Origin of the sequence: Pontibacter populi (assembly GCF_040278685.1) — a bacterium.
Taxonomy (GTDB): domain Bacteria; phylum Bacteroidota; class Bacteroidia; order Cytophagales; family Hymenobacteraceae; genus Pontibacter; species Pontibacter populi.
Genome location: NZ_JBEOKT010000002.1, coordinates 224,827 through 237,955, shown reverse-complemented (window position 1 = coordinate 237,955; position 13,129 = coordinate 224,827). Strand labels below are relative to the sequence as shown.

Genomic DNA, 13,129 nt, shown 5'->3' with positions numbered 1-13,129 from the left:
ATGGATGAACAGGAACGATGCGCGCAATTATAAACTGGTGTGTTTTGCTTAAATTTGCTGCTCATTTAAGTTCTGATCCATGAAAAATAACCTGCTTTCGGCTGTTTTACTGACTATAGTAACCTTGTTTTCAGCCTGCAACAGCACTCCCGAAACCTCACCCGAAGATAAAGCCGCTTATGCAGCAACTATAGATACCTGGCATGCGCAGCGTCTCGATAACCTGAAAAAGGAAGATGGCTGGCTGGCGCTTGCAGGTCTGTTCTGGCTAGAGCCCGGCGAAAACACGTTTGGTAGCGACTCTTCAAACGCCATTATTTTCCCGGAAGGTAAGATCGCAGATAAGGCCGGTGTATTTATACTTGCTAATAACCAGGTAACAGTAAAGTTGAATGAAGGCGCTGATGTGCAGCTGGATGGAAAACCGGTGCAGGAAGCTATAGTTTATAGTTCGGATTCGGTAGATGCGCCTAAACTAACACACGGCTCGCTTACCTGGTTTGTGATAAAGCGTGGCGATAAATATGGTGTGCGCCTGCTCGATACAGAAAGCGAAATCAGGAAGAATTTTACGGGCATCGACCGTTATGAAGTAAACCCAAACTATAAGATAGTAGCTAAACTGGAACCGAACACGACCGGCCGTAAAATAGCCATTACCAATATAGTTGGCCAGACAAGTGAAGAAGAAACGCCAGGCGCTTTAGTGTTTACTATAGATGGCAAGGAACATAAACTTGATGCCCTGAAAGAAGGCGAGGAACTGTTCATCATCTTCGCTGATAAAACGAACGGACACGAAACCTACGGCGCCGGCCGCTACCTGTACACCGACCTGCCTGATGCAAACGGCAACGTTACCATCGACTTTAACAAGGCCTATAATCCGCCCTGCGCTTTTGTAACCTATGCTACCTGCCCGTTACCGCCAAAACAGAATTTTCTGCAAGTTGCTATACCAGCCGGAGAGAAGGCATTTGAGGCTAATCATTAGCATTTTCTAACCTAGGTTACGATTAATAAAACGAACGGAAGCTATTTACCGCCCCAACCCCTCCGAGGAGGGGAATTTCATTCTGTGAAAAACGGGCTCAAAAAATCATTGTCATTCTGTAAAGAAACTTGGTTGAAGGTAGGTTCAGCCTCTACCATTAACCCACAAGATCCTTACAGGATGACAAAAAATGGAGAATGAAACGGCCCTGCTGCGTGGAAGGGGATTTCCTGTCTACTAAAAAATCCCCTCTCGGGAGGGGTAGGGGGTGGGTTAAACGTAGCATGAGTCTTTAGAGAACTATACGCCGGTGCCTCAGCGCAGTCGAAACATTTCGGGGTAGGGCGTGTTGTAGCTTTAACTATAACACAACATATACATTCCGAATAGCATAGATAACATGACAACCGAAAATACAGCAAACGTAATTACGCCGGCTCACCTTGAGAAAGCGATCAGTTACACTGACTACGTAGCCCTGACCGAACAACTACTGGCTGAAAATAAGACAACCGGTACCAACCACGCAGAAGACCTGGTAGAATATACACGCATGAATTTGCATCGGAAACGACGCGGCGAGAAGTCAGCGGTATTATCCGATGAGATGCTGGAAACACTGCAAAAAGTAGATCGCAAAATGGTGTGGGTAGTTTTAACCGAAGCCTGGTGTGGCGACGCAGCCCAGAACCTGCCGGGCATCATGAAAATGGCTGATGCCAGCCCGCTCATCGACCTGAAACTTTTATTGCGCGACGAAAACCTGGATGTAATGGATGCTTACCTGACAAACGGAGGCCGTTCAATTCCAAAACTGATTGCCCTGGATGCAGAAACCATGGAAGAACTGGGAACCTGGGGGCCACGTCCGGAAGCTGCGCAACAACTTGTACTGGATGCAAAAGCTCAGAAAATGGATTTTAAGGAAATGGCTGAAAAACTGCACGGTTGGTACGGCAAAGACCGAAGCCGCACCCTGCAGCAGGAGTTCATTCCTTTGCTTAATGCGTGGGCTACAGCAGCCGAAACTATAGCTGAAACCAGGTAACACCACGCAACTTAAGTATTTTATATCCTAAGCTGTCATTTCGACGATAGGAGAGATCTATTTAAGATGTATTCAGGAGTGGTTAAAATAGATCTCTCCTATCGTCGAGATGACAATTTTTGCTTAAGTTGGCGACATTAGAATACTAAATACAACTATAAAGTAAAAAGGCGGCACCATAGTGTCGCCTTTTTACTTTTTGCTCATGCCGCAAGTTTAGCGATAGCGCAACTTGTGGCTATAGTTGGGGCCAGTTTGTAACTGGCGTGCAATCCTAAACTATAATTACGCCAGTTACAGACTGGCTGCCATAGTCCACCACAAGTTACACTATCGCTAAACTTGCGGTATGTATAGTTTTCGGAGTAAAGCCTATAAATTAGCCTCTCTCAGCTTTATATAGTGTATCTTGTCGCCTACTTCCAATTGGTGCACCACGTCCATACCTTCCACTACTTTGGCAAAAATGGTATAACGGCCATCGAGGTGAGGAGCCGGTGAATGGGTAATAAACCATTGGTTGCTTTCGGTGTCCTTGCCTGCAGATGCCATGCCCACAAAACCCTCACGGTAATGAAGAGGCGCAAACTCAGACCGGATCGAATATTCAGAGCTTCCCCAGCCATCGCCACGCTTATCTCCCCCCTGCGCTACAAAATTCGGAACCACTCTATGGAAGTATAAGCCATCAAAAAAGTTCTTTTTAGTGAGCTCTACAAAGTTTGCCACAGAGCCTGGTGCATCTTCAACAAAAAGCTCCAGCACAACCAATCCTTTTTCAGTCCGGATCTCTACCTTCTGGTTGGTTGGAATAGTGGCTACAAGTGCCCAGTCTATCGGGTGCGTAAATGGGTTCTCAGGTGTTACACTTTCTTTGTTGTTCAGGAAATCTATCGTTCGCTGCAACTCGATATTGGTTTCCATGTCGCGGGGCAGTTGTAGTTTTTGCTGTGCCTGTGTCAGGAAACTATAGTCGTTGTAATGGCTGCGCAGGTTTAGTTTCGGGTCGCGCATGGCACCGGCCGCCATACCTACCAGCGCTACATCGCCGGAGCCAACTGCCTTTTTAAAGATCGCGGCAAAATCAGCCTCCATCGCTTTCGGGAAATCAGGTTGGGTACGCATCAGGAGCAGGGCATCCATACCGGTTGTAGCAATTACCGGCTCTTTTGCCGCAAACATGGCATCGGCAATGTATCTATAGTTGTTATAATCTCCGGATAAGGCTTTCAGGAACTGGGCTTTGTCATAAGGATTAGTGGCGTTCTCGAAATAGGTTTTGTAACGCTCACTTAAAAACTCACGGGCCGGGCTATTCTTCAGTATCACCCAGATAACATTAGAGCGCACACGGGCATCCTGTATTTTGGTAAGCACCTGCTGAAGATCGGTAATATTTACGCCTTGCGGATTAGCCAGCAAAAACTCCGAAGTCGCCACGGCTGTGTTTATATTCTTATCCTGCAGCCCTGCCAGTAAAGCTGTTTTTATCTCGCTGTACTCCAGGCCTGTCATGGATCGGATGGCGCTTAAACGTACCCGGTAGTCCGGGTCGCTTTGTGCTATGCCGGATAAGAACCTGGCCTTATCTATCGCTCTTACCTTTGCCAAAGCTTGTGCCGCTGCCATACGTACTTCTGTCTCCGGGTCTGATGTAGCGGTGGTAATTAATTGCTGGCGGTGCGTGGTCAGGTCTGCTTTGGGGGTGCGGGCCAGGTAATGCGCTGCTCCCAAGCGGGCTTCAAATGGATTTTGTTCGGCCAGTAAGTCTGCACCCACGGATAAACTTTTAGGGGAGAACTGCTGCCGTAAACCTGCGCGGTACAGGCCCCATGCTTGTCCGGCCATGGCCTCCGGGGTACGCGGCTTAAAGTTTGCCAGGAAATCGACACCAACCGGCGTGGCTATTTTACCAAGTGCCTCCAGCATTTCGGCCTGTACCTGCGGTCTTGTTTCATGCTCTATGTGGTGTATAAGGGCATTCTCTGATTTTTTATGCCCTATCTGGCCAATAGCATAAGCCGCCGCCGACCGAACTATAGTTGAGGTGTCGGTTAGCAGGCTGAGTAGTTGCGGAATGGCCAGCGTGTCCTGCACAGAGGCAAAAGCCAGGGCTGCCTCCTGACGGTACGTGTGTTTGCCATGCTGCAGGTAGGGGAGCAGTTCTGCGGTTTTGCGTTCGTCCTGTAAGGTGTAGAGCTGCTGCAGCTGCGGGTCTGCAAATTTATTTAGTGCGGTTGGTTGCTCCTGGGTTTGCTGAGGTATGTACTGGCAGGCACTCAGCAAAAGCAGGCCAAAACCAAGCGTATATATCTTTTTCATGGTAGATCTGGTTGGGTGCATGAATATACTAAAATCAACTGAAAACCCTTTACCATTGTGGAGAAGCTGTAATTTGAGTTGGTAGTAATATAAAAGATTACTATATTTAGTCTGAACAAGTATCTGATCATGCAAAACTTTAACATCAGGCTATTTGAGGGAGCTTATACCGGCAACCTGAAAGCTGAGCAGCGGACAAACCTGCTGGTGGTGTTCCTGTTGCTGCTACAAATCGGTTTGTTGCTGTTCCTGGTGCTTACCAAGGGCTTTACTTATAGTTTTGTAGGGATTTATTTGCTGCACCTGCTGGTGTTCCCGTTCCTGGTTGCCCGTATCTGGCTCGACCTGCACCCGGAGTACCGCCGCCACCTTACCCTTACTGACCAGGGCGTCCGTTACCGCAAAGGTTTCCGGAAACAAGAGCATGAGTTCGACTGGGAAGAAGTGGATGAAGTTTACCTTAGTATTGAGGAAGTGGTATTTGTGCTGAAAAATGAGGAACGCCACCTGGTGCGCCTTAACATGTTGCACAGCAATACAGCCCTTTACAACGCCAGGCAGGATGTTCGGAATATCGTCCTGCTAAAAAGCATCACCCTAACCGAAAGCTAAAAAGCATGTTTATTTCCCTCTACTCTCGCAAAGAGCTGAAAAAGCTGAAAAGGAATATTTTAATGCTAGGCTTATTTCTGGTAGTAGGCGGTATGGTTGCGTTGTTTCGTGAGCTAAGGCTGACAGAGGCTTACCGGTTAGAGTTCCTGTTTGCTGCCTCCTCCCTGATCTTAACAGGTGGTATAGGTGTTTGCGTAGGTTTCGGCTTTATCCAGCTAAAGGAAATGTATTTCTCGATGAACCCGACACGGCTTAGCTTCCGGCATACCTTTTTAGGCAGAGAGCATGTGTTGTACTGGAGCCAGTTAAGTGCTATCCGGGTCGCAGAATCCAGCATCGAATTCAATCTCTCCAATAAAAGAAAGGTAACTTTGCAACTCTCTACCATTCCGGATGAGCGTACGGCACGCCACATAAAATCGAGCATAAACCTGGCAGCCCTGGAGCGAAACGTAGCCGTGAATGGTGTGCTTGGGCGCCCGAAAGGTGCCGTTGCCTGAAAAATAACTTAATCGGTAACCGGCCCTGTTTTATAAAGCTGCTTCATGAGAAAGTATCTGTTTTTGCTACTGGCGCTAAGTGTTATAGCAACTTGTAATGCTCAGGAATTTAACACCCCTGACGCAGAGCCCCTGTTGTACAAGCTGCCATTGCCTGTTAATAAAGAGAACGGCAAAGTAGAGTTTCAGGAAGTGCTGGACGTTGCAGGTAAAAGTAAAGAGGAGATATATACCCTGTCCCGGGAGTGGTTTGCTCAAAAAAATGGTTCGGCAAATGTTGTATTACAACTGGAAGACAAAGAGTCGGGAGTATTAATAGGAAAAGGAAAATCTGGTGATGCTGACTTCCTGATTAAAGTGGAAGCAAAAGATGGTAGTGCATATTATACCATGACGGATATTGTGTATTCCTATCCATCGCAGCAGAAAACATACCCGGCAGCAGAGTTTTTAGCTGACAAAAACCTATACAAATCAAACGGAAGCCCAAATCCAACGCAGCAACATCTTAAAGAAGCGCTTCTGATCACAAACGATGACATTATAGATTCCTTGAGAAGGTCGCTGAACAAAAGCCGATAAGGTAATCAGTAACCAACTATAGTTTTATCCCTCTTCTAACGCTCTTTCGGACTTCCAAGTCCGAAAGCACTCTGGCGGGGGATTTCTTAATCCCCGTTTTGCGTTTTGCGCGGACTAAGAAGTCCGCAGCAGGTTAGATTTCGGACAAGGATGTCCGAAACAGCAACGTATAAACAGTAATTGACTTCCTTCAGCTTTGACGGCTATGGTGACAATACCCAGCAATAGCTCGCCATCTCTTTCAGAAACTATAAATCCTGGACAAGTTCTTTTTATAGTTTGGTAGTTTCCTAAACTATAGTTTGCCAACTTGCGGCCCATTTAATCTCACAAATGGAAAAGCAGGAAACGCGGGTATACGGACTTCAGTTTTGGCTACTTTGCCTGAGCTCCTTCCTGTTTTTTGCCAGCTTTAACATGATCATCCCGGAGCTGCCTAATTACCTCACCAGTCTGGGCGGCGAAGAATACAAAGGCCTTATCATTTCCCTTTTTACGCTCACTGCAGGTTTATCCAGGCCTTTTAGCGGGCAGCTGGCCGACAAAATAGGACGCATACCTGTAATGGTAGTAGGTGGGGCCGTGTGTATAGTTTGCGGTTTTCTGTATCCTGTAACAGGCTCGGTGGCAGCGTTTCTATTGCTTCGTTTTGTACATGGTTTTTCTACTGGTTTTACACCTACCGGCACAGCTGCCTATGTAGCCGATATTATACCGGTTAACCGCAGGGGAGAGGCAACTGGCTTGCTTGGGTTATGTGGCAGCCTGGGCATGGCAGCCGGTCCGGCGCTGGGCGGTGCTATTGCTAACCAGTTCTCCCTCGATACCATGTTCTATAGTTCTTCGGTAGCTGCATTTTTATCAGTGGCGGTGGTGGTGCGCATGAAAGAGACTGTTCACGATAAGCAACATTTCCGGATGGGGTTGTTACGTATCTCCCGGAGCGAGCTTTTTGAGCCACGGGTCATAGCGCCATCAATTGTTTTGTTCTTCACAGTATTTTCATTTGGTACCATCCTTACGGTTGTGCCTGATTTCAGTGAGTTTCTGGGTATAAAGAACAAAGGCCTTTTCTTTCTGAGCTTTACACTTTCTTCGCTGGCCATCCGATTTATAGCAGGGCGTGTATCTGATAAATATGGCCGCGTAAAAGTGCTGCGGGTAAGTACATTTGTACTGGTGCTGGCTATGGTTGCCGTTGGGCTCTCTTCAAATCTAACAGAACTTATGCTGGCCGGTGTGCTCTTCGGAATAGGGCAGGGAATGAACTCTCCAACTGTTTTCGCCTGGACAATAGACCTTAGCCATGAAGCGCACCGCGGAAGAGCTATGGCCACGATGTATATTGCCCTGGAAGCAGGTATTGGCATTGGTGCACTCACCTCTGGCTGGCTTTTTAATAACGACTCCAGTAACTTCCGTCTTGTGTTCTGGACAGGTGCTGCCGTCGTGTTTCTATCCCTTTTGTACCTGCTTTTTTTCGTCAAATCCTCTTCACGAAAATATTAAGTTTATTAAAGCAATTGTAATCCCTGTTTACCAAAATCTGCTAAAATAAGCTAAGATTATGGGTGTAAACACGTATTAATAATATGCTTTTTTTAATTAGCAGGATTATATAGTTTATGTGCTGCAAAGTCAGGGTTAAACCTAGCTGAAAAGGTAAACTCATAGCCTAAAATACGGCAGGTAGCACACTATTTGTCCCTCTCCCGGTGCACTGCTTCCGCAGTGAGATGTACTGATAAAACTATGAAATAAACTTTTAATCCAGAAACTATGAAGGGAATGAATGGAAAACTACTTACCCTGTGTGCAGCTAGCTTGTTATTTTATGGCTGCGAGAAAGAAGAAGATGCGTTGGTAAGTTCGAGAAGTGGAAACCAGGTGATGAGTGAGGAATGTGACATGATCACTTTTGAGGGCCAGTCAGGTTACAGGACTTCGGTGGAATCAGATGGGGGGCGTACTATAAACGTGGCCGGCATTGCCCGCGACGAGAACGACAACCCGGTAGACCAGAACCGCGCCATGATCTTTGACTCTGAGAACTGGACCGGCGATGATGACGACCTGGCCACCACCGACTGGGGCAACATGCTTATAGTACAGCAACTGGGCGATGAATCAGCTCCGAACGATAACCAGTGGGGTTCCGAGCTGCGGCTGGGCTTCCTGGAGCCGGTTACGCTGCGCTCGATGCGGGTGATGGATATTGATGCAAACGAGCATGATTCGTGGGCATTTGTGTACGTGGAAGGTGAGGATGAGCCACGAAGAATTTACCTGGAGCCGCATGGCGACAACGTAGGCTTTACTGTAGATTTCGGCAACATCCAAAACGTGCTGAAACTGGTGATCTGGTTTGACGGTGACGGGGCGTATGGCTCCGGTGCGATCGATAACGTGGTGTTCTGTGTGCCGGTAATGATGCCTGATCCAGAGCCAGAGTGTGACATGATCAGCTTTGAAGGTCAGACAGGTTACAGAACAACTGTCGAGTCAGATGGTGGCCGCACGATAAACGTGGCCGGTATTTCGCGCGACGAGAACGACAACCCGGTTGACCAGAACCGCGCCATGATCTTTGACTCTGAGAACTGGACCGGCGATGATGACGACCTGGCTACTACTGACTGGGGTAACGTGCTTATCTCGCAGCAACTGGGCGATGAATCAGCTCCGAACGATAACCAGTGGGGTTCCGAGCTGCGGCTGGGCTTCCTGGAGCCGGTTACGCTGCGCTCGATGCGGGTGATGGATATTGATGCAAACGAGCATGATTCGTGGGCATTTGTGTACGTGGAAGGTGAGGATGAGCCACGAAGAATTTACCTGGAGCCACATGGCGACAACGTAGGTTTTACTGTGGATTTCGGCAACATCCAAAACGTGCTGAAACTGGTGATCTGGTTTGATGGCGACGGTGCGTATGGCTCCGGTGCGATCGATAACGTGGTGTTCTGTGTGCCATAGCCAGCTTAGGAAATAAGAACTAAAAGGGAGGCGTAAGCTTCCCTTTTTTTATGTGTTTTGCTTATGTAAACTATAGCCGGCGATAAAACAGGTCATTCGTTTTAGTCGAAGTTCAAAGCGTATCCAAAGTTAATATTTTAAGATGTAAATATTTGATTTATAGTGTCTTTGATCTGTGTTTTAAGCGCAGAACCAGGTGTCGTTATGCACCTTATTTTGCCAAAATATTCTTTCACGAAAAATTTAAGGGGGTCTAAGCAGTTTAAAGCATCCTTCACTAACATTAGCAGATTGGAGTACTAATCCGTCATCTGTTCTCGTATTAATACAGGGTAAATCTTAATTTATTTATGTAAATATGTTTTGCTGAGCAAAGGCATAAAGTAAACTATAAATGTACATCTTAATTACCACAAGCCATGCTAGCCATGGACCAACACCCTTATAGCAGAAAAAGTGACTTACTTATTATTGTAAACTTTAAAAACTAAAAACTATGAAGGGAATGAACGGAAAACTATTAGCACTTTGTGCATCTGCACTCTTATTTTATGGATGCGATAAAGAAGAAGATGCGTTGGTAAGTTCCAGAAGTGGAAACCAGGTAATGAGCCAAGAGTGCGATATGATCAGCTTTGAGGGCCAGTCAGGTTACAGAACTACTGTCGAGTCAGACGGTGGCCGCACGATAAACGTGGCCGGTATTTCGCGCGACGAGAACGACAACCCGGTTGACCAGAACCGCGCCATGATCTTTGACTCAGAGAACTGGACCGGCGATGATGATGACCTGGCTACTACTGACTGGGGTAACGTGCTTATCTCGCAGCAGCTGGGCTATGAAAGCGCTCCGAACGACAACCAGTGGGGCGCTGAACTGCGCCTGAGCTTTCTGGAGCCGGTTACGCTACGCTCGATGCGGGTACTGGACATCGATCCTTACGAGAATGACTCCTGGGCCTTTGTGTACGTGCAAGGTGAGGCCGAGCCACGAAAAATTTACCTGGAGCCACATGGCGACAACGTAGGCTTTACTGTGGACTTTGGTAACATCCCAAATGTGCTGAAACTGGTGATCTGGTTTGATGGCGACGGTGCGTACGGCTCCGGCGCGATTGACAATGTGGTGTTCTGTGTGCCTGTGCCTGAACAAGAATACGGCTGCACCAGAACACAAGGCTACTGGAAAACTCACTCAGGTGTAGACAACGGTAAAGGAAAAGGTAATGGTAAAGGCAAAACTAAGTATGATGCTACCTGGGATGATTACCTGAACAGTACGCTTGACAGATTAGGCAGCACTACTTATCCTCATTTATTATGGATGGAGCCTAAAGGAGGAGATGCAAACCTGATACTGGCGCACCAGTTTATTGCTGCCGAACTTAACGTAGCTTCAGGTGCATCTATACCAGGTGATGTGTTGGCGGTTTGGTTAAAAGCACAAGCCTATTTTGCCGGCGACAGAGAAGCTACCCGTAGCGAGCTGCTAGACTGGGCCGAAATGCTGGACGACTATAACAATGGTATGGTTGGTCCGGGACACTGCGATGATTAAGATTTGCTGATTACTAGAACAAAAAAGGCAGGTGAGAACCTGCCTTTTTTGTTTTAACCCAACTATGAAATTACGGTTTGAAAAGTTGTAAACTGATTTCACTTAAAATTTTTTAAAATATTTTTCCATAACATAAGGTAAAGGTTGCTTGGGTCAAACATACTTGCGGCAGGCCTCTGGAGTTGAAATAAAGCAATGTAGAGTCTCTTATTAGTGCAATAATGAAAAAATTGTCATATGTGTATGAAATCAAAATTTACCGACAATTTTAAAAACAGGTCAACCTTTTTAGCATACTTCCCCGTACAAGTGTGAAATGTTTTTTGCCAAAGGGACATTAAAATATACAATTCTGATGATATAAGCCCGGCTATAGTTGGGCTCCTCCGGCAACTACATTGTTTTTAAAATTTACCCTTTACACTAGTTGCCATATGAAAACAATCTTCTACAAAACCCTCGCCCTTTCACTTGCAAGTTTTATAGCTACATCCTGCGCTCAGGAAACAGAAGCAGAAGTTAAACCGCTTGCCGCTACAGAATCTAAAAAGTTTGGTACCATACCAGGTGCTACTATCATCGATTTTTCTGAAGCCAACGGTTATATAAGCGAAATCAATGTTAAAAAAGACAGCTACACCACACTGCCTGTTAAAATAAAAGCAACCCGTTTTACCACCGGCAAAGGTGCTTTGGGTAACGCAGCATTGGTCTATGATACCACAAAACCAGACAAAAAGAATGCAGGTTATACTGCTGTAAACCGTGGCCCGTTTCAGTTGGGTAATGTGCTTACGGTTGGTGAAGACCACGGCAGCAACGCAACTATAAACGATAAAGGCGGCAGCATAGAAATGGACTTCTCGAGCTTCGGGAGCGTAGTGATGCGTGGCCTTTACATAGCAGACATTGAGGAACATGAAAAAGGCTCTACACTGGAGCTGCTTGATGCTGCCGGTACCGTTATCTACTCTATGGTTTTACCTGTAACGGGTGCCTATACATTTCAGCCGCTGGTACTTGGCCCGGGTGTGGCTGGTGTAGCAAAACTGCGCGTTACGTTTAAATCTACGACTGGCCGCGGTGGTTCAGGTGCGATAGATGTGGTGCAGTTCTGCCCAGGCACGGTTTGCTACAGATAATTAAACTATAAGCAGTAACCCTGCTGCCATATTTAACCCGTAATATAACTAAGTTTATATTACGGGTTTTTTGTTTTGAGACGGGGTCTAATAATTTTTGTACAGTTTGCAAGGCGTTTTGTGTTTTATGGCTCGTTTATTTTGTGTTTAGTGGTTTTTTTAGGAAGTAAATAGGATTAAGTGTAATTAGTATAACTATTGTTTCGTGTATCAGTATGTTATAAGTAATTGTACTTTTTTGCTTGTGCGGCTACTTGCATAAGCTTAAACATAAAACCTAAATTACTATACTATGAAGACAACTTTATTAAAGACCGGATTACTTGCTCTGGCAACTATAGCATTTATGGGATGCGAATCTGACAACGAGATGGAAGAACTAAACCCAACAATTTCCCAAAGTATAGTTGCAGGCACCTGCGATGTAATTGACTTTGAAAACGCGCCTGTTGGAGAATTTATAACTGAAGTGCAGTCAGCGAAAGGCGTTTCTGTTATGGTGCATAACATGGCCCGTAACTCAAATGGCGAAATGCTGAACGATAACCGGGCAATGATCTATGATACCCGAAAGATCACTGGCGACGATGAAGATCTGTACACGCCAGAGTGGGGCAATACCCTGATAATTCAGGAAATTGGTGTTAATCCGGTTGATGACCCGAATGTGTACGGAGATGGCCCGAACGATAACCAGTGGGGTGGCGAGATGATGGTAACTTTCCCGAAACCAATGTCACTGGAATCTATGAAAGTGCTTGACATCGATACCTATGAAGACAACTCATGGGTTTACCTTTACAACGAAAACGGAGAGGAACTATACAAAGTAAAACTACAGCCACTAGGCAATAGCAGCCGCCAAACAGTTGACCTGAAGAAAACTGCCGGTGTAAAAATGCTGAAAGTAGTATTGGCCGGTACACAAAGTTATTCAGGATCTGGTGCTATAGATGATATCATGTTCTGTGAGACAGCGGTAACGCCACCAGCAGAAGAAGTAACAGGTTGCACCCGCACACAAGGCTACTGGAAAAACCATGCCGACCCTTCTAAAAAGCAATACAACAGCGCCTGGGACAACTACCTAGAAGCTAAGTTTTATAGCAGCGATATGGATTACCTGACTGTACTAAAAACATCTCCTAAAGGTGGAGACGAATACTATATCCTGGCGCACCAGTTTATAGCAGCCGAACTTAACGTAGTATCAGGTGCCTCAATGCCGGCAGATGTAAAAGCTGCCTGGGATGCTGCAGAAGCTTACTTTAAAGGAGAAACAACCCCGACAAGAACTGAGATATTAGCATGGGCGACATTACTGGATGACTATAACAATGGTAAAGTTGGTCCGGGCCACTGCGACTAAACTGCAACTATAGATCATTACAACTA

At 46.2% G+C, this 13,129-nt stretch carries 11 protein-coding genes; 10 read left to right on the top strand and 1 reads right to left on the bottom strand.

Going from position 1 to position 13,129, the window contains the following annotated elements; translation table 11 throughout:
• Positions 1-79: 79 nt before the first annotated feature.
• Together ABS362_RS02890 and ABS362_RS02885 are read left to right on the top strand one after the other, a co-directional pair.
• Positions 80-994: a DUF1684 domain-containing protein gene (locus ABS362_RS02890; protein ID WP_350410781.1), complete on the top strand. Its 915-nt coding sequence runs from the start codon at positions 80-82 to the stop codon at positions 992-994.
• Between the two features lie 400 nt (positions 995-1,394).
• A complete protein-coding gene (locus ABS362_RS02885; RefSeq protein WP_350410780.1) occupies positions 1,395-2,042 on the top strand; it encodes a thioredoxin family protein in 648 nt (215 codons plus the stop codon).
• A 372-nt stretch (positions 2,043-2,414) separates the two neighbouring features.
• Here the strand turns inward: ABS362_RS02885 and ABS362_RS02880 are convergent, their stop codons facing one another.
• Positions 2,415-4,364 carry a peptidylprolyl isomerase gene (locus ABS362_RS02880; RefSeq protein ID WP_350410779.1) on the bottom strand — a complete coding sequence of 650 codons (1,950 nt, stop codon included), beginning with the start codon at positions 4,362-4,364 and terminating at the stop codon, positions 2,415-2,417.
• A 129-nt stretch (positions 4,365-4,493) separates the two neighbouring features.
• Between ABS362_RS02880 and ABS362_RS02875 the strand changes: the two genes are divergently transcribed.
• The 8 genes from ABS362_RS02875 (at position 4,494) to ABS362_RS02840 (ending at position 13,103) form a co-directional block, all read left to right on the top strand.
• On the top strand, positions 4,494-4,976 hold the full coding sequence (locus ABS362_RS02875) for a hypothetical protein (RefSeq protein ID WP_350410777.1): 483 nt from the start codon (positions 4,494-4,496) through the stop codon (positions 4,974-4,976).
• Between the two features lie 5 nt (positions 4,977-4,981).
• Positions 4,982-5,476 carry a hypothetical protein gene (locus tag ABS362_RS02870; RefSeq protein ID WP_350410776.1) on the top strand — a complete coding sequence of 165 codons (495 nt, stop codon included), beginning with the start codon at positions 4,982-4,984 and terminating at the stop codon, positions 5,474-5,476.
• Between the two features lie 45 nt (positions 5,477-5,521).
• A complete protein-coding gene (locus ABS362_RS02865) occupies positions 5,522-6,058 on the top strand; it encodes a DUF4468 domain-containing protein (protein ID WP_350410775.1) in 537 nt (178 codons plus the stop codon).
• Between the two features lie 333 nt (positions 6,059-6,391).
• Positions 6,392-7,567, top strand: a complete 1,176-nt coding sequence (locus tag ABS362_RS02860) for an MFS transporter (protein WP_350410774.1) — start codon at positions 6,392-6,394, stop codon at positions 7,565-7,567.
• 270 nt (positions 7,568-7,837) lie between these two features.
• Positions 7,838-9,034 (top strand): hypothetical protein, encoded by a 1,197-nt coding sequence (locus ABS362_RS02855; RefSeq protein ID WP_350410773.1) that lies wholly within the window; start codon positions 7,838-7,840, stop codon positions 9,032-9,034.
• 496 nt (positions 9,035-9,530) lie between these two features.
• Entirely contained in the window at positions 9,531-10,592 is a 1,062-nt protein-coding gene (locus tag ABS362_RS02850) for a hypothetical protein (RefSeq protein ID WP_350410772.1), read from the top strand.
• 434 nt (positions 10,593-11,026) lie between these two features.
• A complete protein-coding gene (locus tag ABS362_RS02845; protein WP_350410771.1) occupies positions 11,027-11,734 on the top strand; it encodes a hypothetical protein in 708 nt (235 codons plus the stop codon).
• 292 nt (positions 11,735-12,026) lie between these two features.
• Complete coding sequence (locus tag ABS362_RS02840; RefSeq protein WP_350410770.1) at positions 12,027-13,103, top strand: hypothetical protein; 1,077 nt, start codon at positions 12,027-12,029, stop codon at positions 13,101-13,103.
• The last annotated feature ends 26 nt before the right edge of the window (positions 13,104-13,129 follow it).